The sequence below is a fragment of the Bacillota bacterium genome (genome assembly GCA_033549065.1).
Taxonomy (GTDB): Bacteria; Bacillota; Dethiobacteria; order DTU022; family DTU022; genus JAWSUE01.
The window spans coordinates 126,173-152,627 of record JAWSUE010000004.1 but is presented as its reverse complement, the minus strand read 5'-3'; the positions used below and the strand labels follow the sequence as shown (position 1 = coordinate 152,627).

The 26,455-nt window shown below is 44.2% G+C and carries 26 protein-coding genes, 1 tRNA gene and 2 pseudogenes; 28 read left to right on the top strand and 1 reads right to left on the bottom strand.

All coding sequences use genetic code 11. The annotated features are described in order from the left end of the window. The first annotated feature begins 9 nt into the window (after positions 1-9). From upp to SCJ97_03900, 22 genes and pseudogenes are all read left to right on the top strand, one after another. Positions 10-639, top strand: coding sequence for a uracil phosphoribosyltransferase (gene upp / locus SCJ97_04005; GenBank protein ID MDW7739203.1), 630 nt, complete (start codon positions 10-12; stop codon positions 637-639). Next, positions 608-1,105, top strand: coding sequence for a cytidine/deoxycytidylate deaminase family protein (locus tag SCJ97_04000; protein ID MDW7739202.1), 498 nt, complete (start codon positions 608-610; stop codon positions 1,103-1,105). Before upp ends, SCJ97_04000 begins: the two co-directional genes overlap by 32 nt. A gap of 114 nt (positions 1,106-1,219) precedes the next feature. Then, positions 1,220-1,546, top strand: a complete 327-nt coding sequence (locus SCJ97_03995) for a hypothetical protein (GenBank protein MDW7739201.1) — start codon at positions 1,220-1,222, stop codon at positions 1,544-1,546. Further along, positions 1,533-3,482 (top strand): V-type ATP synthase subunit I, encoded by a 1,950-nt coding sequence (locus SCJ97_03990; GenBank protein MDW7739200.1) that lies wholly within the window; start codon positions 1,533-1,535, stop codon positions 3,480-3,482. The genes SCJ97_03995 and SCJ97_03990 overlap by 14 nt, the downstream gene beginning before the upstream one ends. Positions 3,483-3,599: 117 nt before the next feature. After that, positions 3,600-4,070, top strand: a complete 471-nt coding sequence (locus tag SCJ97_03985; protein MDW7739199.1) for a V-type ATP synthase subunit K — start codon at positions 3,600-3,602, stop codon at positions 4,068-4,070. A gap of 13 nt (positions 4,071-4,083) precedes the next feature. Beyond that, positions 4,084-4,686 (top strand): V-type ATP synthase subunit E family protein, encoded by a 603-nt coding sequence (locus SCJ97_03980; GenBank protein ID MDW7739198.1) that lies wholly within the window; start codon positions 4,084-4,086, stop codon positions 4,684-4,686. A gap of 39 nt (positions 4,687-4,725) precedes the next feature. Beyond that, entirely contained in the window at positions 4,726-5,733 is a 1,008-nt protein-coding gene (locus tag SCJ97_03975) for a V-type ATP synthase subunit C (protein MDW7739197.1), read from the top strand. Further along, the gene (locus tag SCJ97_03970; protein ID MDW7739196.1) at positions 5,720-6,049 is read left to right on the top strand and encodes a V-type ATP synthase subunit F; all 330 of its coding nucleotides are present in this window, start codon (positions 5,720-5,722) and stop codon (positions 6,047-6,049) included. The genes SCJ97_03975 and SCJ97_03970 overlap by 14 nt, the downstream gene beginning before the upstream one ends. A gap of 4 nt (positions 6,050-6,053) precedes the next feature. Further along, positions 6,054-7,838: a V-type ATP synthase subunit A gene (locus SCJ97_03965; protein MDW7739195.1), complete on the top strand. Its 1,785-nt coding sequence runs from the start codon at positions 6,054-6,056 to the stop codon at positions 7,836-7,838. Further along, positions 7,831-9,213 (top strand): V-type ATP synthase subunit B, encoded by a 1,383-nt coding sequence (locus SCJ97_03960; protein MDW7739194.1) that lies wholly within the window; start codon positions 7,831-7,833, stop codon positions 9,211-9,213. Before SCJ97_03965 ends, SCJ97_03960 begins: the two co-directional genes overlap by 8 nt. 3 nt (positions 9,214-9,216) lie before the next feature. Then, positions 9,217-9,861 carry a V-type ATP synthase subunit D gene (locus SCJ97_03955; GenBank protein MDW7739193.1) on the top strand — a complete coding sequence of 215 codons (645 nt, stop codon included), beginning with the start codon at positions 9,217-9,219 and terminating at the stop codon, positions 9,859-9,861. A gap of 135 nt (positions 9,862-9,996) precedes the next feature. After that, the gene (locus SCJ97_03950; protein ID MDW7739192.1) at positions 9,997-11,064 is read left to right on the top strand and encodes a CehA/McbA family metallohydrolase; all 1,068 of its coding nucleotides are present in this window, start codon (positions 9,997-9,999) and stop codon (positions 11,062-11,064) included. Between the two features lie 72 nt (positions 11,065-11,136). After that, on the top strand, positions 11,137-12,123 hold the full coding sequence (gap, locus tag SCJ97_03945) for a type I glyceraldehyde-3-phosphate dehydrogenase (GenBank protein MDW7739191.1): 987 nt from the start codon (positions 11,137-11,139) through the stop codon (positions 12,121-12,123). A gap of 119 nt (positions 12,124-12,242) precedes the next feature. Next, positions 12,243-13,466, top strand: coding sequence for a homocysteine biosynthesis protein (locus SCJ97_03940; protein MDW7739190.1), 1,224 nt, complete (start codon positions 12,243-12,245; stop codon positions 13,464-13,466). Further along, positions 13,463-13,888, top strand: a complete 426-nt coding sequence (locus SCJ97_03935; protein ID MDW7739189.1) for an NIL domain-containing protein — start codon at positions 13,463-13,465, stop codon at positions 13,886-13,888. The genes SCJ97_03940 and SCJ97_03935 overlap by 4 nt, the downstream gene beginning before the upstream one ends. Further along, positions 13,885-14,619: a UPF0280 family protein gene (locus SCJ97_03930; protein MDW7739188.1), complete on the top strand. Its 735-nt coding sequence runs from the start codon at positions 13,885-13,887 to the stop codon at positions 14,617-14,619. Before SCJ97_03935 ends, SCJ97_03930 begins: the two co-directional genes overlap by 4 nt. A gap of 30 nt (positions 14,620-14,649) precedes the next feature. Continuing rightward, entirely contained in the window at positions 14,650-14,781 is a 132-nt protein-coding gene (locus SCJ97_03925; GenBank protein MDW7739187.1) for a hypothetical protein, read from the top strand. 39 nt (positions 14,782-14,820) lie between these two features. After that, positions 14,821-14,896: transfer RNA gene (locus SCJ97_03920), tRNA-Thr, on the top strand. A gap of 322 nt (positions 14,897-15,218) precedes the next feature. Next, positions 15,219-16,154, top strand: a complete 936-nt coding sequence (locus SCJ97_03915) for a hypothetical protein (GenBank protein MDW7739186.1) — start codon at positions 15,219-15,221, stop codon at positions 16,152-16,154. A 7-nt stretch (positions 16,155-16,161) separates the two neighbouring features. Then, positions 16,162-17,568, top strand: a pseudogene (gene mtbB, locus SCJ97_03910) ([dimethylamine--corrinoid protein] Co-methyltransferase). A gap of 12 nt (positions 17,569-17,580) precedes the next feature. Further along, a pseudogene (locus tag SCJ97_03905) lies at positions 17,581-19,056 on the top strand (trimethylamine methyltransferase family protein). Positions 19,057-19,169: 113 nt separating this feature from the next. Beyond that, the gene (locus SCJ97_03900) at positions 19,170-19,841 is read left to right on the top strand and encodes a metal-dependent hydrolase (protein ID MDW7739185.1); all 672 of its coding nucleotides are present in this window, start codon (positions 19,170-19,172) and stop codon (positions 19,839-19,841) included. A gap of 82 nt (positions 19,842-19,923) precedes the next feature. Here SCJ97_03900 and SCJ97_03895 read toward each other — a convergent pair whose 3' ends face one another. Then, positions 19,924-20,802 carry an arginine deiminase family protein gene (locus tag SCJ97_03895; GenBank protein MDW7739184.1) on the bottom strand — a complete coding sequence of 293 codons (879 nt, stop codon included), beginning with the start codon at positions 20,800-20,802 and terminating at the stop codon, positions 19,924-19,926. A 173-nt stretch (positions 20,803-20,975) separates the two neighbouring features. Here SCJ97_03895 and SCJ97_03890 point away from each other — a divergent pair, with 173 nt between their 5' ends. From SCJ97_03890 to metK, 6 genes are all read left to right on the top strand, one after another. After that, positions 20,976-21,893 carry a MoxR family ATPase gene (locus SCJ97_03890; GenBank protein ID MDW7739183.1) on the top strand — a complete coding sequence of 306 codons (918 nt, stop codon included), beginning with the start codon at positions 20,976-20,978 and terminating at the stop codon, positions 21,891-21,893. Next, positions 21,881-23,200 carry a VWA domain-containing protein gene (locus tag SCJ97_03885; protein MDW7739182.1) on the top strand — a complete coding sequence of 440 codons (1,320 nt, stop codon included), beginning with the start codon at positions 21,881-21,883 and terminating at the stop codon, positions 23,198-23,200. Before SCJ97_03890 ends, SCJ97_03885 begins: the two co-directional genes overlap by 13 nt. A gap of 56 nt (positions 23,201-23,256) precedes the next feature. Next, positions 23,257-24,012, top strand: coding sequence for an AAA family ATPase (locus SCJ97_03880; protein MDW7739181.1), 756 nt, complete (start codon positions 23,257-23,259; stop codon positions 24,010-24,012). A 62-nt stretch (positions 24,013-24,074) separates the two neighbouring features. Continuing rightward, a complete protein-coding gene (locus SCJ97_03875) occupies positions 24,075-24,716 on the top strand; it encodes a phosphoribosyltransferase (GenBank protein ID MDW7739180.1) in 642 nt (213 codons plus the stop codon). A gap of 26 nt (positions 24,717-24,742) precedes the next feature. Further along, entirely contained in the window at positions 24,743-25,192 is a 450-nt protein-coding gene (fabZ, locus tag SCJ97_03870) for a 3-hydroxyacyl-ACP dehydratase FabZ (protein MDW7739179.1), read from the top strand. A gap of 47 nt (positions 25,193-25,239) precedes the next feature. After that, complete coding sequence (metK, locus tag SCJ97_03865) at positions 25,240-26,427, top strand: methionine adenosyltransferase (GenBank protein ID MDW7739178.1); 1,188 nt, start codon at positions 25,240-25,242, stop codon at positions 26,425-26,427. Positions 26,428-26,455: the final 28 nt, after the last annotated feature.

Genomic DNA, 26,455 nt, shown 5'->3' with positions numbered 1-26,455 from the left:
TTGATTACTGTGGATCAGGTTTTTGTTGTTGATCATCCCCTGGTTCAGCACAAACTTACTCAGTGTCGTCGTATAGAAACTGAAACATGGCAATTCCGGGGATTGGTTGAGGAAATAACGGCCTTGTTGCTATACGAAGCTGTTCGTGACATGAAAACGGTAGACACTGATCTTGTAACTCCGGTCGGGAAAGCAAAATGCCCTGAAATAAGTGAATCAGATCCCGTTTTTGTCGCAGTCCTCCGGGCAGGACTGGGAATGGTTCCCGGTGCCCTACGGTTATTTCCATATGCTCGAGCCGGTCATATTGGTTTATACCGTGATCATGATACACATGTGCCGGTTGAATACTACTGCAATCTTCCTCCGGATATAGATGACGTTGATTGTTTCCTGCTGGAGCCTATGCTGGCAACAGGCGGATCTGCGGCACATGCAGTAAAGGTTCTTAAAGACGCCGGAGTGAAAAATATTACAGTACTCAGCCTGATTGCTGCTCCGGAAGGATTAAAAGCGATTACTGAAAGTCACCCCGATATTAAAATATATTTGGCTTCAGTAGATGAAAAGTTAAATGAGAAAGCTTATATAGTACCGGGCCTGGGTGATGCCGGTGACAGGTTATTTGGTACTGCTTGAGTTTAGGAGTGATTTAAGGTTGAGTGAACGACCTGATTGGGATAGATATTTTATGCAAATTGCATCGGTTGTTGCAACCCGTTCTACCTGCCTGAGGAGACAAGTAGGGGCGTTGTTAGTGCTTAATAAAAGGATCCTTACAACGGGATACAATGGAACTCCCAGCGGCTTGAAGCATTGTGAGGAGGTAGGTTGTCTCCGGGAGAAGCTGAATATTCCATCAGGAGAAAGACACGAGTTATGCAGGGGTCTTCATGCGGAACAGAATGCAATTATACAGGCAGCGATCCATGGAGTCGCTATAGAAAACTCTGTACTTTACTGTACCCATTATCCCTGTGCTGTTTGTGCCAAAATGCTGGTAAATGCAGGAGTTAAAAATCTTATACTATCAAGCAATTATCCAGATTCCCTGGCGAAAGAGATTTTTGCCGAGGCTGGTATAAGTGTTTCTTTTATAGTATAATTACTTTCTGATGTGAGTTGCCCCATATCTATTTTTTCAGGCATTTATCTGTTTATGTACTATAATCTGGGACATTTTATATTCAGCAGTAAAATATACAGGTGGTGAATTTCATTGACTGTAGAATTGGTCAAAGCGATTAAAGAAGCTGAGAATAAAGCTGAGGCAATGATTCGGGATGCCCAGCAGGTAGCCCGGCAAACCATTAAGGATGCGGAGGAAAAAGCAGATTCTTTGTATCGCAATGTAATCTCTGAAGCAGAACAAAAGGCAAAAGAACAGATCAAAAAAGCAGAGGAAGAAGCAAAAGAGGAGACCAAGCCTATTTTTGAAAAACAGCAGGAGGTTATTGCCCGTTTGAAGGACGAATCTCTGAAACGAATGCCTGAAGCAGTGGAATTGCTTCGTGATAAGGTTGTGAATACTGATGCCGATAATTGAAATGAAAAAAGTTTTTCTCCTGGGGCATCGACAGGAGAGGGAAGAAATATTTAGCATCCTCCAGCAATTCGGTAATGTTCAGCTCACAGACGTAAAATCAGGAAGTTCCTGGGACGAATTTAAATCAATTCTTGATCCTGAACAGGCTGATTCAAAAACCGCGGAAACAGATTCAACTCTGAGCGAAATTAAGTTTTGCCTGGAATTTTTCCAGAGGCATTTCCCAATACGTAAAAATTTTGTTCAGCAATTTACCGGCGCCAAGCTGGAAATAACCAGTTCTGATTATATAAATCATATTAGTCGACTGGAAGAAATTAACATGGTCCATTCCGCCTGCCGAAAAGCAGAAGATGAATTAGCACACCTTCGCAATGAGGAAACCCAACATAACAGTTTAATTGAAGAATTAAAGCCATGGGAAAATTTTAAGCTACCCCTTGAAGAAGCTTCAGATGGTTCACATGTTTCAAAGGGCCTTTATACTGTTGCGGCAGATCAGATTGAAACAATTATAAATATGCTGAATGAATCCTTGTATGCCTATATCCTTGATGAAATATCTGAAGACAGCGAGTATATTTACTTCTTTTTTGTATGTCTTCTTGAAGAAGCAGTTATTGCCCGGGAAATATTCAAAGAAAAGACAGTTTCTTTGGCAGCTTTTCCCAGCTTGAAAGGTACAGCTGCTGACAATATGAAAAATGTTAAAATTGAACTGGAAAATCTTGTTGAAAAAAGAAATGTAATTCTCACCGAAGTGGAAAAACTGCTGGAATACCGCCCTATGCTGATGACCTGTTATGATTTTATGTTCAATGAGTACCAAAAGCATGAGGCTGTGGGCAATCTTGCTCGTACTGAGAACAGCTTTCTTCTTGAAGGTTGGGTTCCTGCACCTGTTTTGGATGATCTTGAGAATTTGTTGGCCGGGAAGACGGAAACTGCTGTAATTGCTTCCAGAGATCCCGAGTATGGGGAAGAAGTTCCAGTTCTTCTTCACAACTCAGGGCCTGCAGAAGCATACGAAGTTGTCACCAAATTGTATAGCACTCCCAGAAAAAAAGAGCTTGATCCCACACCTTTTCTTGCGCCGTTTTTCTTTATCTTTTTTGGTATCTGTCTGTCTGATGCCGGATATGGCTTTGTGCTGGCTCTGCTGGCTCTGTTTATATCCAGGAAGCTGAGGCTGACCGGTATGGGTGGGCAGCTGTTGAAGCTGTTAATCTACGGAGGCATTTCCTCAATTGTTTTTGGTGTTCTGCTGGGTAGCTATTTTGGAGATCTTCTCAAGCTTCCGCCTCTGTGGTTTAATCCTTTAGATGATCCCATGAGGATGCTCTTTTACTGCTTTGGAATCGGATTGATCCACCTTTATTTTGGAATGTCACTGCAGGCTTATCGTAATATTAAAGCCGGCCAGTCTATGAGTGCAATATTTGACCAGGGTTTCTGGTTTATCTTTCTGAATGGTTTGATTCTGCTTTTAATACCAGAGTTTTCTGCTGCCGGCCGCTGGTTGGCAATTGGGGGAGCTGCCGGGTTGATCCTCACCCAGGGGCGGGCTCAACAGGGTATAATTAAAAAATTCTTAAGCGGCCTTTTGAGTCTCTATAATGTAACAGGATACTTGAGTGATGTTTTATCCTATTCCCGGCTCCTTGCACTTGGCCTGGCAACGGGAGTTATAGCCTCGGCAATTAATTCTATGGGTGGCATGATCTCCGGAGGTATAATCGGTACTATAATCATGGCTATAGTCCTCTTTGGGGGGCATATTTTCAATATAATTATCAGCACTCTCGGATCTTATGTTCATACAAGCCGTTTGCAGTATATCGAATTCTTTAGCAAGTTCTTTGAAGGTGGAGGCAAAGCTTTTCAGCCATTTGGTATAAAAAACAGTTATATTGAAGTTGCCAACACCGATAAATAATTACTATAAACCAGGATTTTGGAGCCGGGAAGCAATTATACATAAGCACCAACAGCATTTAGCTTTTCGGCCCTGATATAGAATAATCGCTTTTGAAGAAAAGGGAGGCATAAAAAAATGACAGGAATTGAAATAGCGCTTATGGGGGCTGCTTTGGCAGTTGGCCTTGCCGGTATAGGATCGGCCATCGGAGTCGGTATTGTTGGTCAAAGCGCTGCCGGACTGGTTACTGAAGACCCGGACAAATTTGGGCAGACCCTACTCTTACAGGCATTACCCGGAACCCAGGGGATCTACGGACTTCTTACCGGTTTTATCATTATGCAGAGAGTGGGAATTATTGGGGGAGGTCTTCTGGAACTTACTGTATCAGAAGGATATTCATTTCTGATGGCTTCAATCCCGATTGCCATAGTTGGATTGCTTTCTGCTATTTATCAGGGAAGAGTTTCGGCATCTGCTGTAGGCTTAATTGCCAAGCGCCCTGAAGAACTTGGTAAAGGTATTGTCTATGCGGTAATGGTTGAAACCTATGCTGTTCTTGCATTGCTTGCCTCAATCATGCTGCTCTTTGGTATACCTGTATAAAGGAGTGAATAGTGTGAAAGAGGGAGCAGAAAGAATTATCCAGCGGATACTGGATGATGCCGGCAAGAAATCTGATGCTATCCAGAAAGAAGCAGCAGATAAAACAGAGAGACTAGTTGCAGAAGCTGAACAAAAGGCAAAACGTAAAAAGCAGCAAATCCTGGAGCAGGCCGGAAAAGTAGCTGAGGAACATAAAAGGCGGATTATTGGTGTTGCTCAACTTGAAGCACGCAAAGAACTGCTTTCAGCAAAGCAAGACCTTATTGGCGATGCATTTAGCATGGCGTTAAATCAGCTGATTGAACTCGATGAAGAACAGTATCTTGCTGTAATTCAGAAAATGCTGCTTGCCTACATTGAAAAGGGTAATGAAACAGTATATTGCTCTGCAAGAGATTTGCAGAGAATCCCAGCCGGATTTTGGAAAGAAGTTAAGGATATTCTTAAAAAAAGCGGTAAAAAAGGTGAACTGCTGATAGCTGACGAGCCAAGGGATATCAAAGGTGGCTTTATTTTGAAGGACGAAAAGGTGGAAATTAACTGTTCTTTTGAAGCGCTGCTGGAAATGAAAAGGGATGAGCTCGAGCCGGCAGTCGCGGCAGTATTGTTTAAATAAATGTTAAGCTTTCCTCCGGGAAAGGAGAACAATAATTATATGCCAGTAGTAGATGATACAATTTATGCTTATGCAGTTGGGCGTATCAGAGCGCTTGAAGCAAAATTAATTGAAAGAAACCGGTTTGACAGGATGATAGATGCTTCATCGGCATCGGAAGCATTAAAAATGCTGGCTGAATCGGACTACTCCAATGCAGTCAGTGAACTTTCCGATGTTCATGAATTCGAATTGATTCTTACCGTTGAACTTAAGAATACCTTTGAATTGATTCGCAAGATAAGCCCTAAACCGGAATTGATCACAATCATGGCGGTCAGAAATGATATACACAATCTTAAAGTATTGTTAAAAGCAAAATATCTTGGGATAAAAAGTGATCTTATGGTGCCGACTGGTTCTATTGATCTCGGGGTTGTGCAGTATGCCGTTGCTGAGGATGATTACCGGGATCTACCGGTTAAACTGCGCGAAGCAGCAGAAAAGATTAATGAAGATTTTCTGGTGAATCGTAATCCACAGGCTATCGATCTAACCCTTGACAAAGTATTATTTGACCAGCTGATTTTTTTAGCAGGTGAGTCTAAATCAGAATTTCTCAAAGGGTTATTCGTCAGGCAAATTGACCTGATCAACCTGAAAACGCTGGTAAGAATCAAGCGAATGGGTTTGGATCGGGAGTTTTTTAAACAAGTTATAATCAATCATGGTTCTCTCGGCGCCGACCGGCTTTCAGGCTTAATCGACGAACCACTTGAGTCGCTTATCACTACGCTCTCTATGACTGATTATGCTGACCTGGTAAGCGATGGTATCCGGGATTGGCTGGACAGGGGAACCGCCTCACGATATGAAAAACTTGCAGATGACTTTATTACTTCCTATCTGAAAAAAGGCAAATGGATGCCGTTTGGCCCTGAGCCTCTTATCGGATATCTTTGGGCGAAGGAAATTGAGATTAAAAATATCCGCTTGATTATGGTCGGTAAGATTAACAAACTGCCTGCTGAAGCGATCAGGGAGCGAGTTCGTGATGTCTACTTATAAAATTGCTGTTATTGGTGATAAGGATTCGATCCTCGGGTTTAAAACAATCGGTGTAGACACTTTTACTGTAACCAGCGGTGAAGCTGCTTTAGATGCTTTAAAAAAGCTGGTTGCCGAAGAGTACGGAGTTATCTTTATCACTGAGGAACTGGCCGGGGATCTACAAGATATAATCGATGAACTGAATAAGCGCATATTACCTGCTGTTGTTCTGATTCCCAACAGCAAAGGCACATTGGGATTAGGAATGCAGCAGATAAAGCATAATGTTGAAAAAGCAATTGGCGCAGATATTCTTTTCAGGAAAGAAGGTTGATAACTTGGATGTTGGCAGGATTATAAAAGTTTCCGGCCCCCTGGTTGTTGCAGATAATATGAAAGATGCCCGGATGTATGATATGGTCCGGGTAAGTGAAGCCAGGCTGCTGGGTGAAATCATTGAGTTGCGAGGCGATCAGGCATCAATCCAGGTCTACGAAGAAACGGGCGGACTCGGACCGGGTGAACCTGTTTATACAACCGGTGATCCGCTGAGTGTTGAACTCGGTCCCGGTTTGATTGAAGCTATCTTCGATGGCGTACAGCGTCCATTAGATGTTATTCGTGAGCAGGTAGGCGATTATATCACCCGTGGAGTTGAAGTTAGCCCCCTCAGCAGGAACCGGAAATGGGAATTTGTCCCTAAAGTCAATGTGGGCGATAAAGTTGAGGCTGGCGATATTATCGGTACAGTCCAGGAAACAACCTTGGTTGAACACCGGGTTATGGCACCCCCCATGTGTGCTTCCGGAATTGTAAAAGAAATAAAAAGTGGTGAGGCTACCATCACTGATATGATTGCCCTGATTGAAACAGATAATGGACCGGTTGAATTAACGATGATGCAAAGATGGCCGATCCGCAAAGGGCGGCCGTACAAAGAAAAAATGGGGCCGCATATCCCGATGATTACAGGACAAAGAATTATAGATACCTTTTTCCCGGTAGCCAAAGGTGGGACTGCCTGTATCCCCGGACCTTTCGGCAGCGGAAAAACAGTTACTCAACACCAGCTGGCTAAATGGGCTGATGCTGAAATAGTAGTCTATATTGGTTGTGGTGAACGCGGAAACGAGATGACCGATGTTCTTCTCGAGTTCCCTGAATTAAAAGACCCTAAATCGGGTGAACCGCTGATGAAAAGAACCGTGCTAATCGCCAATACTTCTAACATGCCTGTTGCTGCCAGGGAAGCCTCTATTTATACCGGAATAACGATTGCAGAATACTTTAGGGATATGGGTTATAGTGTCGCGCTTATGGCAGATTCAACATCCCGTTGGGCTGAAGCGCTGCGTGAGATGTCCGGACGTCTTGAAGAGATGCCCGGAGAAGAAGGTTATCCCGCATATCTTGGCTCCCGACTTGCAGATTTTTATGAACGTTCAGGTAGGACAATCTGTCTTGGTAGTGATGAAAAGGAAGGAGCTTTAACCGTTGTAGGAGCAGTTTCACCTCCCGGTGGCGACCTTTCAGAGCCTGTATCCCAGGGAACGCTTAGAATCGTGAAGGTCTTCTGGGGACTTGATGCCACTCTTGCCTACAGACGTCACTTCCCGGCCATTAACTGGCTGCTCAGTTACTCACTGTATCTTGACAATGTAGCCTCCTATTTTAGAGATACTGTTGGTGAGCAATGGAACGAGATGCGCCGTGAGGCAATGAGGTTACTTCAGGAAGAAGCCGAATTAGAGGAGATTGTACGTCTGGTTGGAGTAGATGCTCTTTCTGCAAAAGAACGATTGACGTTAGAGACGGCAAAATCTTTACGCGAAGACTTTTTGCATCAGAATGCGATGCATGAAATTGATACATACAGCTCACTGAATAAGCAGTTTATTATGCTCGATTTGATTTTATCTTTCCATCATGAAGCCGGTGCGCTTGTTGAAAAAGGAGAGATAGATCTCGACTTGAATAAGCTCTTCTCGCTGGTCGTACGGGAAAGAATTGCCAGGGCAAGGTATGTCCCCGAAGAGGATCTGAAAGAGTTGGAACAGATCAGGATTGAAATAAAAGAACAGGTTGCCTCATTAGCCGGTGAAGGAGGAGATGGAGATGCTTAAAGAGTACAAAACAATCGTCGATGTAGCCGGCCCTCTGATGTTGGTTGAGAATGTTGAAGGCATTAAATATGGTGAGTTAACTGAGATTGAACTGGCAGGAGGAGAAGTCAGGCGTGGTCAGGTTCTTGAAGTGGACCGTGACAGGGCTCTGGTCCAGATCTTTGAAGGATCTACAGGATTGAATATTGGTTCAACAAAGGTCCGTTTCCTTGGTAAATCAATTGAACTTCCTGTATCGATGGATATGTTAGGACGGGTTTTCAGTGGTTTGGGACAACCACGGGACAAGGGTCCGCGAATTATTCCTGAAAAACGACTTGATATAAATGGATTCCCGATTAACCCTTATGCCCGGGATTACCCTTCTGAATTCATTCAAACCGGAATCTCGGCTATCGATGGAATGAACACAATGGTTAGGGGTCAAAAGCTACCTATATTTTCCGGCTCAGGACTCCCCCATTCCCGGCTGGCAGCACAGATTGCCCGTCAGGCCAAGGTGCTTGGTGGGGAATCTAATTTTGCTGTTGTATTTGCTGCCATGGGTATCACCTTTGAAGAAGCGGACTATTTTATTACAGACTTCCGTAAAACCGGGGCAATAGAAAGGGCAATTTTATTTATTAACCTGGCTGATGACCCGGCAATCGAACGTATTGCTACTCCGCGTATGGCCCTGACAGCAGCAGAGTATCTGGCTTACGAGAAGGATATGCATGTGTTGGTTATTCTGACCGACCTTACAAACTATGCTGAAGCGCTGAGGGAGATTTCAGCTGCCCGTAAAGAAGTACCCGGCCGCCGTGGATATCCCGGATATTTATATACCGACCTTTCATCCATCTATGAAAGAGCCGGGAGGATTCAGGGACGGACTGGTTCAATTACTCAGTTACCAATCCTGACCATGCCGGAAAATGATATAACCCATCCGATTCCTGACCTGACCGGATATATCACTGAAGGGCAGATTATTCTGAGCCAGGAACTGCATCGGAAAGGTTTATATCCACCTATTGATGTTCTGCCTTCACTTTCAAGATTAAAAGACAAGGGAATAGGAATAGGTAAAACGAGGGAAGACCATGCAGATACGATGAACCAGCTATATGCGGCTTATGCCCGGGGCAAGGAAGTCAAGGAACTGGCAGCCATTCTCGGTGAAGCGGCGCTTTCAGAAGCCGACAAGAAATTTTCGCGATTTGCCGATGAATTTGAAGGCCGTTATGTAACCCAGGGTGAAGAAGAAGACCGCAGCATTGAAGAAACATTGAATCTCGGCTGGGAACTTTTAGCCTACCTGCCGCGTGCTGAATTAAAGAGGGTTCGTGACGAGTATCTGGACAAGTATCTATCCGACCAGGAGGAGGTTTAGTTCATGGAAATTCGGGTCAACCCAACCCGCATGGAGCTAAACCGCCTGAAAAAAAGATTAAAAATGGCGGAGCGGGGCCATAAACTGCTCAAAGACAAAAGAGACGAATTGATCCGTCAGTTTCTGATACTGGTTCGTAAGAATAAAGAACTCCGGGAAGATATTGAAAAAGAGCTATCGGAGGCCTTTGCCAAATTCTTGCTGGCCCGGGCAGTTATGCCTGAGGAAAATCTCGAAGAGGCCTTAATGTATCCTACAAAAAGGCTTAACCTGGAAATCAGCAAGCAGAACATTATGAGCGTTTACGCTCCTAAATTTTCTTGGGCAGAAGAAGGTTTAACACGCGAAGAGGGTGGGAGCATTTACCCATACGGTTTTGCTGATACTTCTGCTGAGTTGGATACATCTATTGAAACACTTTCCGGTATTCTTCCCCGGTTGATGGAACTGGCCGAAGTTGAAAAGGCCGTATATCTTTTGGCCGAAGAAATCGAAAAAACACGCCGTCGGGTTAATGCCCTGGAATATGTATTAATACCAAAACTTGCTGAAACAATAAAATACATAACCATGAAACTTGATGAAAATGAACGTGGGGCGCTAACCCGGTTGATGAAAATTAAAGATGTAGTCAGGGCTAAAATGTAGGCATGTTGACCGTTAAAAAATATCACCTTTAAACTACTGATATAATGGTAACACCCTCATCAATAATTCTTTTCAGGCAGGGATTGTGACAAGAAAACTCTCAGGAGATTAAGTCAATAAGGTTTGCTCAAAACAATGTTTAATTATCCGGGAAGCATACATATTCACAGCCGCTACTCGGATGGTAGCGGAGATATGGCAGAAATTACACAGGCTGCTGCTTCTGCCGGATTAAGCTATATTATAATTACTGATCATGAAACACTTGAAGGCCTGAACGAAGAGACAATCCACCAGGGAGTTGCTGTTCTGGTCGGTGTTGAGATTAACCGATTACACAACCACTACCTCGTTTTAAACACGGAGCAACTCATCGAGTCTAATGAGAACAACCCTCAACAATTGATCGATGCTGTCCGTAATGCAGGTGGTATTGGATTTATTGCTCACCCCTTTGAAAAGGGCTCCGCTTATATCGAAAAAGGTAAGGCTTATCCATGGATTAACTGGCCGGTTTTTCATTTTAACGGCATGGAAATATGGAATTATACTTCGCATTGGCGCGGCCGGCACCCCTCACTTATAAAAACAGTGTACAGCTTTATATTCGACAGAAAAGGCGCCATGGATAGTCCCCCTGCCGACATTTTAAAACTTTGGGATTGTTATACCACTTCCGGCCATAAAGTTGTGGGTATAGGAAGCACCGATGCTCACGCTTTCAATTATAGTATTGGATTTCTCCGGGTGAAAATATTTTCCTACAAATATATTTTTAAAACGATAAAAACATATATTATTTTAGGCAGGGAGCTTAGTAATAATTTTGTAGAAGCTAAAAAGCAGATATTGAATGCGCTGGAGGCCGGCAACTGTTATTTTGCTTTTGATAGTTTATATCCTGCAAAAAATTTTAACTATCATGCAGTTACTGAACAAATCAAGTATTTGCCCGGCAGCACCCTGGCCTATGACAAAGATATAATATTGATAGTGACTTCACCGCTCAAGCGATCAGTTATAAGAATGATCCGCGATGGTAAAGTTATCAACCAATCTCAATCCGGGGAAATGGTCTTCCAGCCTACAACTCCTGGTGTATATAGAGTTGAAGTCTTTTACAAGCCGCTGGTCGGTCGGCCACGGCCATGGATCTATGCTAACCCATTTTATCTGGAGCCTTCATCCGGAGCAACGATATAACGTTAATATTCATGATATACTATAAGGCAAAAGAATTTAAATCGTTCAAATATATTCACAGGAGGGTGTTTTATGCTAAAAATCGGTATTAACGGGTTTGGTAGGATAGGTAGATTGACGATGCGGGCTGCCTTAATAAATAAGGGAGTCAAGGTAGTAGCAATAAATGACCTCTCTGACAATGCTTCCCTGGCCCATCTTCTGAAATATGATTCTGTTTACGGCATCCTTGATGCAGACGTTAAGCTCAATGATCAAGGTTTTCTTATTGACGGTGAGCAGATCAAAGTATATTCAGAAAGAGATCCCGCCTCTGTTCCCTGGAAGGAATCTGATGTAGAAGTTGTTGTAGAATCGACCGGGATCTTCCGCAAACGTGATGCTGCCTCCAAGCATTTAAGTGCTGGAGCAAAAAGGGTTATCATTACGGCACCGGCTGAAGCAGATATTGTAATTGTATTAGGGGTTAATGATCACCTTTATGATCCCGATCAGCATTTTCTAATTTCCAACGCATCCTGCACCACAAATGCGCTTGCTCCGGTTGCTAAGGTACTCCATGAAAATTTTGGTATTGAAAAAGGGTTAATGAATACTGCGCACGCCTATACCAACGATCAGCAACTTCTTGATTTCCCACACTCTGATCTGCGGCGATCCAGGGCGGCGGCTTTATCGATTATTCCTACATCAACCGGTGCGGCAAAAACCGTGGGTGAAGTAATTCCGGAACTTAAAGGCCGGATAGATGGCCTGGCAATCAGGGTCCCCACGCCGACAGTTTCCCTGGTCGACTTTGTGGTTCAGCTGAAAAAGACGGCCTCAGTCGGCGCAATTAATGACGTTTTCAAAAAAGCAGCTGCCGGTTCAAAATACCTGGCTTACAGTGATGAGCCCCTTGTTTCAGTTGATTATAAAGGCAACCCATTTTCATCAACTATAGATGGGCAATCAACTATGGTGATCGGAGATAACCTTGCCCGTGTGTTGGCCTGGTATGATAATGAATGGGCTTATTCCAACAGGGTTGTTGACCTGGCGTCAATGATTGCAGACTAATAAAAAAGAGGAAATATGATTGATTTAAGAGTAACAAGTAGTTTAATTCTTGCAAAGATTTATTGCTAATCAGCTTTTGAAGAATATATCAAGCATTTCAGGTATTGGAGGAGGGCTCGTTGAAAGTCAAGAAAAGTATAGAAGAAATTAATGAAAAAATTAAAAAGGGCAAAGCGGTTGTTTTCACTGCAGAAGAGGTTATCAACCTGGTAGATGAAAAAGGAGCGGCTGCTGCTACCGAATATGTTGATGTTGTTACGACGGGAACATTTGGCCCTATGTGTTCCTCAGGTGTTTTTTTAAATGTGGGACATCCCAAACCCCGGATAAAAATACAAAATGCCTGGTTAAACAGCGTTCCGGCTTATACCGGCATCGCTGCCGTTGATCTCTATCTCGGAGCTACAGCCATCCCTGATTCTGATCCGGCCAATCACTTCTACCCCGGAAAATTCCCATATGGCGGCGGCCATGTCATTGAGGATCTTGTTGCCGGCAAAGAGATCAGGCTGGAGGCAACAGCATATGGGACCGATTGCTATCCCCTGAAAAAAATCGAGACTAAATTCCGGTTGTCTGAGATCAACGAAGCCACACTATACAACCCCCGTAATGCCTATCAGAACTATAATGTGGCAATCAATTCTGGCCAAAAGACGATCTATACTTACATGGGTATCCTCAAACCTAATATGGGAAATGCGAATTACAGCTCTGCCGGCCAGTTAAGCCCTCTTTTCAATGATCCTTTGCTTAAAGTAACCGGCATAGGGACCCGTATTTTCCTTGGTGGAGGGATTGGCTATGTAGCCTGGCATGGCACTCAACATAATCCTTCCGCCGGTAGGGCGGAAAACGGAACTCCCACGTCTCCCGCCGGGACACTGGCTTTAATCGGAGACCTGAAGCAGATGCAGCAAAGATGGTTAAGGGGATTGAGTTACCTTGGTTACGGTGCGACCCTTCAGGTTGGAATTGGCATCCCTATACCCATCCTTGATGAAGAAATAATGAATTATTGCGCTGTCCGGGATGAAGATATATTTGCACCGGTAGTTGATTACTCACATGCATACCCAAATCGCGAAGCCGGAAATCTCGGATTGGTGAGTTATGCCCAGCTTAAGAGCGGATCCATTACAATCAACGGTAAATCGATCCCCACGGCATCACTGTCAAGTTACGCGGGTGCCAGAGAGATTGCAGAAACTTTAAAATCCTGGATAACAGCAGGGCAATTTGAACTAACCCAACCGGCAGCATTACTTCCGTCAGTTGAGGCCGGGATAACTCTCAAAACCATGCCCCAGAGAGATCCGGAAGAGCAGGAGGACAATCAATGATCAAGCAAAAAGTTGTTCTTCGGTTCCCACCACAGTTAGTTGAGCAGCCCACCATCTATCATCTGATCAAGGATTTTGGCCTGCAGGTTAATATTCTCCGGGCTGATATTAATCCGAACAAAGAAGGCCGCCTGATGATGGAACTAAGCGGAGATGAATCGAGCTACCAAAAAGCTCTTGATTGGATGAGGAGTCAGGGTCTGCAGATAATCGGCCTTGAACAGCAGATAATCTGGCGCGAAGATCTCTGCACGCATTGTGGAGCATGTACTGTGATCTGTCCCACTGATGCCCTGGTATTTGACCGGCCTGAGATGACCGTGAGATTTATTGAAGAAAAATGTGTGGTTTGCGAACTCTGTTTGAAAGCCTGTCCGGCCAGGGCAATGGAAACTCTCGCCGATAATGAATATTCAAGATGAGCAGTAATAGGTTTTACCGGCATAGGATAGCCGAACCAAGGTTGACCTCTTTCTCCGTAGCTATTAAAGAAACCGATTTATGGATTGCTGTGAGCCGTGATACTTATCATGCAGAGCTGCCCTCCCTTGTTGAAAAGCAAATCTGGAATATGAGGCAGCCCCTTGAATCATATTTAAAAGAACATCCTGAGATATTGGCCAGCCTCAAACCCTGCATTCTTACACCTGATGCTCCGGAAATTCTTAAAGTTATGACCAGGGCAGGAAACCGGGCTGGAGTTGGACCGATGGCTGCCGTGGCAGGAGCATTTGCAGAAGCCGTCGGAATATATATTAACAGTTTTTCTCCGGAAGTAATTGTTGAAAATGGTGGAGATATCTACCTGAATGTTGAAAAGCCGGTTACAGTTGGAATTTATGCCGGAAATTCACCCCTTAGCGGCAAACTGGCTCTCAGGGTAAATCCAGAAAATACTCCCTCGGGTATCTGTACTTCTTCCGGAACAGTCGGACCTTCTATAAGTTTTGGAAATGCCGATGCTGCGATAGTTGTCTCACAATCAGCTCCTTTAGCCGATGCGGTGGCCACAGCATTGGGTAACCTGGTTAAAAACCCGGATGATATGGAAAGCGCAATTGATTTTGGGAAAAGCATTGAGGGTATCAAAGGGATTTTAATCATTTACGGCAGCAGGGTTGCCGCATGGGGCAGTATTGAGTTAAAAAATTAGATTGATTAAAGTTAAAAAGGGGGGTTACAGATGCCGGTCTTACCTTTCAAAGAGCAAAGTCCAATCCTGGGTGAAAATGTTTATATAGCTCCCGGGGCAGATGGAATGTACCGGAGATATATTAACCTGGCCCGGACCTATCTTGAACAGGGATCTTCTTGAAGAGACCGGTGAACTAGGCTATAATATTTTATGCACAATGCCGGCATAGCTCAAATGGTAGAGCAGCTGAATCGTAATCAGCATGTTGGGGGTTCAAGTCCTCTTGCCGGCTCCAACCTAACCCGCTAAAAATGCGGGTTTTTGCTTGTCATGTTTGCAGTACTAGAGAATAAACGATTGGTCATATTGGTATAGTTATCAGTCGTTTATCAAGCCCTTATTCAAGCAGTTTTGTGAACTCACGATAGTGTTTTTCTTCATCAGATAAGATTTTCTGAAACATTATTCTTGTCATATGGTCATTTTATTTATCTGCCACCTTAACTTAAGAGACTCGAACAACATTCCTCTGAGAAACGAATATATATTACAAGAGCGCAAATATTTGATATGATTATCTTAAGGCATACTAATAAAAAGAAGGTCTGTCCACCCATATGACCAACCGAGTAATCTCTCTTTTGCGCAATCGCACTTTTATCATGGTGTCTGCTTTTGCCGGGGGTTTAATATTCAGTGATCTGGCGAAATATACAAGTTCTGCAACATTTCCTGCACTTCTCATTGCCCTAACAGTATCGATCACTCAAATAAGTATTGCAGACTTCATACCCGTCTCCAAAACTATAAAGCCGATTGTAGCCGGAGTTTTCTTTAACTATTTTGTTTTGGGATCCCTGATATTGCTGTTAGCCTGGTGGCTCATACCTGAACCGGACCTTTGGGCAGGCTATGTTTTGGTTGCTGCCGGACCACCGGGCGTCGTGGTTATACCATTCACCTATATTCTGAAAGGTGATACAAGACTGACTTTGGTTGGTTTATATGGTGCATTTTTCTTATCCATCATCATCACTCCTATCATGGTTTCTGTTTTTATCGGAGGAAGTTCTGTCCCCACCAGCAGACTGGTATATGCCATGACGCAGTATATCCTAATCCCGCTCGTCCTATCAAGGGTACTATGCTTTTTAAAAATTAATTCTTACATAGAAAAGTATAAAGGTACGATCATCAATTGGTGTTTTTTCGTGGTTATATTTTCTGTAGTCGGTTTAAATCGTGCTTTATTTCTATCTGAGCCAAATCTACTCATCCGGGTAATTATTATCGCTTTTATGAGTACTTTTTTTCTGGCTTACTTTGTCGATTATATGGGTAAAAAACTCTCTATCGCTCACCCGGAGAGACAGAGCTATATTCTGCTGGCGACAATAAAAACAGCTGCTTTTTCATCAACCCTGGCTTTAGCTCTATTTAACGAGATCGCATCATTCCCCGGCGCGGTTGTAGCAGCATTTTATACCATTTATTTTATCTACCTGGGGATTAAGGGTGATCGAATGCAATCAATTTCCGGTACCCCTGAATAAAGAATAGATGGGAGGTGTTAACTTGGAAAAACACTTTACAAGAATGGGTGATGGTTCGGGAGTATATCTTACTTCAGATGAAATTTACACTGACCTTAAGACCGGTACCGCAGATGCTGCTGAACGGGGGAAAATTGCAGATTTATCAGGTGATGAAATTGATTATCTTTTTGAAATTATTACCTCACCGGTAAATGTCTGCAGCGTATTGAAAGGCAAAGAAGTGGTAACCTCTTCAGACTCGGGAGCATTCAAGATCAATTACCAGTCGGATATTTCTATGGACAGGGCAACTGCTGTTCAGGTTCATGAGAAGGTGCTGTGTGCTGACTCCCTAGACCTGGGCAATATTGACTACAGCTATAAATCAGTAAAAGCAATTCTGCATGACGAAGTAAAGGTTATGGAAAATATCCAACTCAATACAGTAATGCCGGTTCTTTACGGGGCAATGCCCAACCTGGGACTCTATACCAAACCGGACGGTCCGGTGGAAAATTGGTCGGAACTTCTGCCGCAGGGGAAAATTGAAGAGGCCAGATATGCCCAGGAAGAAGCGATTGAGCATGCAGTCAAAGACATGGTTTATATTGCGGGCGGTATGTATGAAGCAGGCGCGGACGGAATGAATTTTGATACCTGCGGTGCTTCAGGAGATGCCGATGTACTGGCTGCACTCCTGGCTATCAGGGCTATAAAGGAAAAATATCCTCACCTGGGTATAGAGATGGGAATGGCCGGGGAATTTATTTTGGGCATGCATGGCAAGTTAGAATTTGGAGGTATAAGAGTTGCCGGTCTGTACCCACACCGACAGGTTGAACTTGCCGAGAAGGCAGGGGTAAGTATATTTGGCCCTGTTATAAATACCAATAGTAATAAAACTTTTCCCTGGAACCTGGCCAGGACCGTAACCTTTATGAAAGCCTGCACGGAAGCTGCCAACATACCTGTTCATGCTAATGTTGGTATGGGCGTCGGCGCTACACCGATGACACCGGTTCCCCCCGTAGATACCGTTTCAAGAGCAGCCAAGGCGCTGATCGAGATTGGTAAAGCAGATGGTTTATAGGTAGGTTCAGGTGATCCTTTTGGTAATGAAGCTACACAGGAAGTCGCAGTCGGAATGGGCGGCATTCGAACGGCCGGAGATCTGGTGCTAAGAATGCAGCTGTCGAAAGGAATGAAGCTCGACTCCGCAAAGAAGTATGTAGCCGATAGATTGGGAGTTACCTCTTTTGAGTTAAGCGATTGCTCTGTAATGCGTGATATAAGAAAATTATTGGGATTAGGTTATTCAATGCCCGAACCGGGATCAGCAAAAGGTATAGGGGCAAAGATCCGGATTGCCAGAGTGCTTGGTATTAATATTAACTCAGTTGAGCGCTTTAAAAAAGCAACAGGATTAAAATAATTTGTAAGGCAGGTGACACTATTGAAAAGAAATCCGATAGCTGGCAGGAACACCTTTATCGGTTGTAGTCTTAGCCTCTTCAGCAGAGAAGATCTGGAAATGATCCATGATGCGACTCTTGAAGTTTTGGAGTATACCGGCTTATACGTTCAGAGTAACGATGCGATTGATATTTATGAAAATGGAGGCTGCATAGTAGACAGGGACAGTAAAACAGTAAAAATCCCGGTTCATATCGTCGAAGACGCGATTACTTCCGCACCGAAAAAGGTTTTTCTGGCAGGACGGGATCCAAAAAACGACATTGTTTTGGAGAGCGGAAGGGTAAATTTTTGTCCTTTCGGAGAAGGGGTTATGGTTATAGATCCCTATACCGGTGAATACCGGCAGTCAACAAAGGCCGACAAGGGAAATGTGGCCAGGCTAGTCGATGCTCTTGATCAATACGATATGCTTGAAAATACTGTTGCTCCCAGGGATGTTCATCCTGAAATGGAAAGTCTTCATAATTACGAGGTTACGGTATCGAACACCACCAAGCATGTTCCGCAGCCCTGTCACGATAAACGTTCAGCCCAACTGCTAATTGAAATGGCAGCTGCGGTGGCCGGGGGAATGGAGAACTTAAAAGACAGACCGATTGTCTCGGGTTGTACATGTCCACAAAGTCCGCTGACTATTTCTGAAGGTTGTGCTGACCCGATCATCGAATATGCCCGGGCGAATCTTCCCCAGAATATTTTATCGATGGCTTTGGCGGGAGCAACGTCGCCGGTAACCCTGGCCGGTACCCTGGTTACTCACAATGCAGAGGTACTGGGCGGGATTGTTCTGGCCCAGCTTACGCGCAGAGGGGCACCTGTGATGTACGGCAGTTCCACTTCAATGATTGATCTGAAGCTGACAACAGCTACAGTTGGTTGCCCTGAACTTGGTTTAATCAGCGCTGCTGTTGCCAAGCTGGCTCAGATGTACCGCCTTCCCAGTTATGTAGCGGGTACTTAGGGAGACAGCAAGATTTCAGATGCGCAATCAGGGCATGAAAAAACTCTGACTACCCTGCTGCCGGCATTGGCAGGGGCCAATATGATCTACGGCGGGGGGATGTTGGAGATGGGGCTGACCATGAGCTTCGGGCAGCTGGTTATGGACAATGAGATCATTGCCATGACGAGAAAAGTCCTGGAAGGAATTCCGGTAAATGATGAAACCCTGGCTGTGGATGTGATCAAAAGTGTAGGTGCACGGGGACACTTCTTAGCCGAGGATCATACATACAAGCACATGAGAAAGCTTTCAGAGCCAAAACTGATTGATCGACGGATGCGCCAGTTCTGGGCTGAACGCGGTTCAAAAGACTTGACCGCATCCTGTGATGAAAAAGCAAGAGAAATTCTCGAGACCCATAAGCCCGAGCCGCTACCTGATAAAGTGCATAAGGAACTTCTCTCGATTATTCGCAGAAGAGAAGAAGAACTGGGCATTTAATTATTGTAGATATATTTTCCAGGGCAATGTAGATAATCTGGAGCCCATTGCCGGGCAGGAAGCAGAAGTTTATTTTGCTGTATAGTATATTAAACAGATGAGGAGGTTTTAAAATGGCTGAGCTAACCTTTTTGGGCCATGCTGCATTTCGGTTAAGTGACGATGCCAGGGAAAAACTGCTTTTTGATCCCTTTATAACAGGCAACCCCCTGGCACCGGTGAAGATCGATGAAGTCAAGGCCGACTATATACTCATTTCGCACGGGCACGATGATCATCTTGGCGATGCCTGTGAAATAGCAAAGAAAAATGATGCAACTATTATTTCCACAGCTGAAGTGGCGGAACTTGTCCGGGGAAAAGGTCTCAATGCCCATGCCCAGCACCTGGGCGGCCGGCATAAATTTCCTTTCGGTTCAGTTAAACTAACCCTGGCTTTTCATGGCGCCGGGGTGCCCGGAGGCCATGCCTGCGGATTTGTAATCGATTATTATGGCAAAAATGTTTACTTTGCCGGTGATACAGCGCTATTCAGCGATATGAAACTGATTGGAGAGTTAGACGAAATTGATCTGGCTCTGCTGCCAATTGGTGATAATTTTACAATGGGCATAGATGATGCAGTTATTGCTGCTTCATTTCTGAAAGCAAAAGTGGTAATTCCTTATCATTACAATACCTGGCCTGTTATAGAAGCAAATCCTGATGAGTTTAAGAAAAAGGTTGAATCTGAAACCGGAAGCAGTTGTGTCATACTCGCCCCGGGGGGAAGCTACAACTTGTAAATAAAATTTTAGAGAATGCCCAGTTGTAAGTAAAAACCCACCCTTTTACAATGGGTGGGTTCTGATTATACGCATATTGAATCTATAAACGGAACAGTGGTCTGGTCAGGCAGGTTGGTCCGCCGCCACCCTTTATTGAAACGTCTTCCCCAGGATATTCAAAGACTGTAACCCCTTCTCTTTCCAGGCCGGCTTTGGTTTTCGGGTTTCCGGCAATCATGACACATATCCGTGGCGCCAGGGCCAGAACGTTGCAGCCAAAAGTGTCATATTCACTGTCGGGAACTTCCACAAATCGAAATCCTTTTTCAATTAAAAGATCCCGGAAAGGTACAACCATCAGCGGTGAATATATTACAGCAAGATCACGATCGACCGGGCTGATCATTGACATTAGATGCAGGCATTCTGCAGGACCATTTCCGTGGGGGAGCGGGACTTCTATTACTTCTTTAACCATGTCTTTTGTCAAATCACGCAGTTGGGAAACTCCGGCGCTGTTTGTGCGATAACCGAGGCCTACAGCTACTGTATCATCATCAAACCATACTATATCTCCGCCCTCAATTTTTCCGGGTGCTTCAATCTTACCGATTATCGGGATGCCGATCTTTTCAAGATATTTCCCGGCTGCTTCAGCTTCCGGCTTGCGTTCATATTTGCCCATATTGCATAGAATAGCCCCGCCTTTGGTGATTATTACCGGGTCGTGGGTATAAATCGAGTCCAGGCTGGTATGATCATTTTCAGGAAGATAATGTACTTCAGGGACGTACTTTTCAATGATAGCAGTAAACTGGCTGTATTCATTCAAAACCTTTTCGTAGTTCGGTTCGGCTGGATAGTGCAGTTTTTGCCACTGTTTCTTGATATTTTCCTGACTCTTCCATGCAGTTTCAGGTTTCTTCATCAGGATGGAATCTATTTTTCCTGTTTCGGATTGACCATTAAATTTTGCCATTTTAACCTCCGTAATTTAATTGTTTGTTTTCAATAGTAATTCTAACATAATCTGACCAGCTTAGTGAATATAGTTGTCCAGTTTGCCCGGCACGTTTTGATGTAGTATCATTAGATCTGGATCTACTAGCGAAAAAAGTAAAATCTAAATAAAGGAAAAGAAGAATAAAGGCCATGAATGAGAATATAAAAGCACTTAAGAAGAAATTTGATCAGGCTGGATATATCTGCGATGATAGTACAATTCTCACAGTTTATCTTGCGCTTGCCCTCCAAAAACCGCTGTTAATTGAAGGCGCGCCGGGAGTTGGGAAAACTGAGATGGGGAAAGTTCTGGCTGAAGTTTTAAAGACAGAACTGATTCGTCTGCAGTGTTACGAAGGCCTTGATGAAACCAAAGCTTTATATGAATGGAACTATCAGCGCCAACTTCTGCGGATTCAGATGAACCGAAACCTGGAAAAAGAACAGATTAAGGAAGAAGATCTTTTCTCTGAACAATACTTATTGGAGAGGCCACTGTTGAAAGCGATCCAGGCTGAAAAACAGGCCGTACTTTTAATTGATGAAGTCGATAAGTGTGATCCGGAATTTGAAGCGTTCCTTTTTGAAGTTCTTTCCGACTTTCAGGTTTCCATACCGGAACTGGGAACAATTAAGGCCAGAAATATCCCTGTTGTAGTATTAACCAGTAATAATGAACGTGAGCTTTCGGATGGCCTAAAAAGACGCTGCCTGTACCTCTATCTTGATTTCCCTGAAATTGAAAAAGAAATCCAGATTATCAAAGTTAAGGTTCCCGGAGTTGCGGACAGGCTGGCCTGGGAAATTGCTGCTGTTATCCATGAGCTTCGTCAGCAGGCAAACCTCCGAAAAAAACCATCGATTGCCGAAACGCTTGACTGGGCAAAGGCTCTTGTCACGATGAACTGTACCCGGCTCGACGGCACACTGGTTGCCGATACCATGAATCTTGTTTTAAAAACCCGGGCTGACCAGATCTTGTTCACTAAAGAAATCGGCACCGAGGGTATAACCAGTATATTACGTCAAGATCGTTCAGAAGGTGAAACATGCCGGTGCAAATCATAAAGGAGAAAAGAAATTATTTTGATCAAAATTTTGCACTTTTCGTAAATTTGTTACGACGTGAAGGGCTTCCGGTCAGTACAACAGAAATATTTGACGCTCTGCAGGCCCTTGAATGGACAGATATTGCCTCAAAGAGTCATTTTAAATCTGCCCTGCAGGCTACCCTTGTTAAAAACCGCCGAGACCAACAGACCTTTGATTTGCTGTTTGATCACTTTTTTTCATCATCGGAAAACCATGGAAATAAAGTACGGGAACTGTCAGGATATAAAAAACAATTTGAAGATAAACTGAAGCAGGCCAACCTGGACTTGCAGTTTAAGGGAGAACCCCTTCGACTGGAATCGAGAGAATTAGAGCAGTACAGCGCTTTAACTGCTGGACAGCGTGAAAGGTTACAGAGTTTTGTCAGAAAGACCGAGAACGGGGTAAATGTGGAGCCGCAATTCAAGCCAATACTCGAAACAATAGTTAAAAGTCATCTTCGATACTGCCGCCAGCAGGAACATTTTACTTCGTCAGGAGCTTACAGTGCAGTCGGTTCAGATGCTGGATCCGGCACGGGTAAGAAAGATTTAGATCTTTGTGAGCTTGATATCCGGACAATCAAAGAAGCTGATTTTCCTGCTGCTGAGCAGCAACTGCAGGAGTTATCGCGAAAATTGGCCTTTAAAATATTACGCAGAAAAAGTTATGGATTTCGTTATGGAAAAATAGATTTACGCCGATCTTTACGTGATAATATGTGCTATGGGGGTATTATATTTCGCCTGAAACACCGCCCCAAACGCCGGACAAAACAGCAAATTTTATTATTGTGTGATGTATCGGCATCGATGAAGCGTTACAGCACTTTTGTAATACATTTTTTACATGGTTTACGTCAGATAGTCAGAGAACTGTCCTGTTTTAGCTTCTCTGATACCCTGGAAAATCTTACGCCTGAACTCAAGGGGCGGGTGGGTTTAAATCACCTGCTGGATCGGATTGTTCGCCAGAGTAAAAATTGGGGTGGCGGTACAAATCTCGGTTTTGCATTGGAAGATCTTGAAAAACGGTTTCCGGATCACCTGAATGTAAAAACAACGATCGTTGTTGTCAGCGATGCAAAAACTATAAAGATTGACCAGGCTGTCAGAGAATTTGAAATGATCAAAGACAAGGTAAAAAGAATAATCTGGCTAAATCCGCTGCCTGTATCACACTGGGCGGATTTCCGATCGATCAGGGAGATTTCCGGTTTGGTTGAAATGTGGCCTTGTAGTACAATATCACAGCTGGAAGAAGTATTATCTGGCAGGCTCTGACAAGAAACCTTTATTTAATATTTATAAAAAGATTATGATTACAGGAGGCAGTAACAATGACGAAAAGAATTGCAGTTGCCGGAAAAGGGGGAACCGGAAAAACTACCCTCTCAGCATTGCTGATCCGCTACCTGGTAGAAAATCGACCGGGTACAAGTATACTTGCCGTCGATGCAGATGCAAATGCAAACCTGAATGAAGCCCTTGGTCTTGAAGTTATAGAAACTATCGGTACCATTTTGGAAGATACAAAAAAACCCGATGCAGTACCAACCGGAATGACCAAAGACATCTTTATTGAATACCGTTTAAGCAGGGCGCTGGTTGAAGATAAAGCATTTGACCTACTGGTGATGGGAAATCCTCAGGGGCCGGGTTGCTACTGTTATCCCAATGATCTGCTGAAAAGGTACCTTGAAAAAATCAGCAAGAACTATGATTACATGGTCATAGACAATGAAGCGGGGTTGGAGCATCTAAGCCGGAGGCTGTTACCCATGGTCGATCTTCTTCTGGTGACCAGCGATTCAACAGCACGTGGAGTCCGATCTGCCGGCCGGGTAAAAAGCATTGTTGAAAACGTGCAGATCGCTGTGTCAAAAATGGGTTTGGTTATCGGGCGCAGCCGTGAGGGGGATGCTTCTCAGCTTGATCGGGAAGTACAAAATAGTGGCCTGGAGTTGTTCGGGGAGATCCCGCATGATCCCCTGGTTTCTGAATATGATCTTAATGGAAAAGCCTTACTGGGTTTGCCGGCTGATTCTACTGCCGTACAAGCCGCGCAAAACCTTTTTAAATCTCTGGATCTTTAAATTTGCTTAAACTGTAACTAATTGGAAAGGTAACTAAACTTACTAACCGGGAGATGATTGAAATGCCTTTTACCGATCGGTTTGAGGCTGGAAGACGTCTGGCAGAAAAACTTTCTGTCTATCGGGGTAAGGATCCTTTAATTTTGGCAGTTCCCCGTGGTGGGGTAACAGTTGCCGAACCGATCCGGAAAGCCCTGGGAGGAGAACTCGATCTGATCATAACCAGAAAAATCGGAGCACCCCATCAGAATGAGTTAGCCATCGGTGCGGTAACCGGCGATGGTTTTACCATGCTTAATGACCAGTTGATTTCCAGGCTGGGAGTGACTTCCGGTTACCTGGATGATGCTGCGCGAAAAGAAAAGGAAGAGATTATACGTCGTTTAAAGCTATATCGCGGAAGCCGGCCAATGCCTTTTGCCGACAACCGGCTCGTAATCCTGGTTGATGACGGGGTGGCAACAGGTTATACACTTCTTGCCGCCCTGCGCAGTTTGCAGGAAAAGAAACCGCAAAAGCTGGTGCTTGCTGTTCCGGTTGGTCCTCCTGATACCCTGGCCAGGTTAAAAAAAGAAGTAGATGAACTTGTTTATCTTGAAGCACCTGAGAATTTTGCTGCCGTAGGTCAGTTCTATCTGCGATTTGAACAGGTCAGTGATCAGGAAGTTGTATCGATATTAAATAATGCCTGGAATAATAACTAAAAAAATACAGAGAGGAGATTTTTCAGATGCTTCAGGAACCTCTGGATATAAAAAGAATCTTATCTGTCCTTCCACACCGGTATCCTTTTCTGATGGTAGATAAAATTACCGAACTGGAGCCGGGGCAAAAGGCTTCAGGAATTAAAAATGTAACGATCAACGAACCTTTTTTCCAGGGTCATTTTTCCGGGGAACCGGTTATGCCCGGAGTTATGATTGTAGAATCTCTGGCCCAGGTCGGTGCAGTGGCGGTCCTGAGCCTTAAAGAAAATGAGAATAAGCTTGCCCTCTTTACCGGAATCAACAATTTCCGCTTCAAGCAGGTTGTAAAGCCGGGCGATCAGCTTTATCTGACGATTACCATGACCGGTATGAGGCGTAATATCGGTAAAGGTGAAGCAGAAGCACAGGTTGATGGAAAAGTAGTTGCTTCCGGTGAGTTGTGGTTTGCTCTTATCGATCGTGACAAGGTTTAACCTTAGAAAATTATTAACTTAACTTTTCTTTATAAGGAGGGTTTCCCATGCATCAAAATAACTACCTTTTTACTTCAGAATCAGTTACTGAAGGGCACCCGGATAAACTGGCTGATCAGATATCTGATGCTATCCTGGATGCAATTATTGAATGTGATCCGAAAGCCAGAGTGGCAGCAGAAACAATGGTGACGACCGGTTTGGTTCTCGTCTGCGGCGAAATAACTACGGAATGTTATGTGGATATTCCCAAAATAGTAAGAGAAAAGGTTAAATCTATAGGTTATACCAGGGCTAAATATGGTTTTGACGGTGATACATGTGCCGTTATCAGCTCAATTGACGAACAATCTCCGGATATTGCCCAGGGAGTTGATCGGGCACTTGAGACAAGGCTTGATCAGAAAACTAACAGCTACGATAATATCGGGGCGGGAGATCAGGGGTTAATGTTTGGCTTTGCCTGTAATGAAACTCCTGAGCTGATGCCTTTGCCGATTTCTTTGGCTCATAAGCTTGCTCAAAGATTGGCCACTGTCAGGAAGAATGGAACTTTGAAATATCTTCGTCCTGATGGCAAGACCCAGGTTAGTGTTGCCTACTGTAACGGGAAGCCGTCTCATCTTCAGACCGTAGTAGTTTCTGCCCAACACAGTGATAAAATAACGCTGGAGCAAATTGAAAAGGATATCGTTGAGCATGTCATCCGTGAAGTTGTTCCGGGGGAGCTGATCATGCCGGAAACCCGTTTTCTGATCAATCCAACCGGACGCTTTGTTGTTGGAGGGCCGCAGGGTGATACCGGTTTAACCGGAAGAAAAATAATTGTTGATACTTATGGTGGATACGCAGCACACGGTGGGGGAGCTTTTTCCGGAAAGGATCCCACCAAGGTAGATCGTTCTGCTTCATATGCTGCCAGGTACGTGGCCAAGAACGTTGTTGCAGCCGGTCTTGCCGAAAAGTGCCAACTGCAGGTAGCTTACGCGATTGGTGTGGCTCATCCTGTATCGCTGATGGTTGAAACTTTCGGTACTGAAAAAATACCGGTTGAAGCTATAGAAGATCTTATTCGCAAAAACTTTGACTTGCGACCTGCGGCCATAATTGAAAATCTTGAACTGCGAAAGCCGATATATCAGCAGTTGGCTGCGTACGGACATTTTGGACGCCCTGAACTTGATTTGGCCTGGGAGCGTCTGGATAAGGTGAACCTGCTCAGGGAAGCGCTCTGACCTTAAATTGTTTAATTAGTTTCTATAG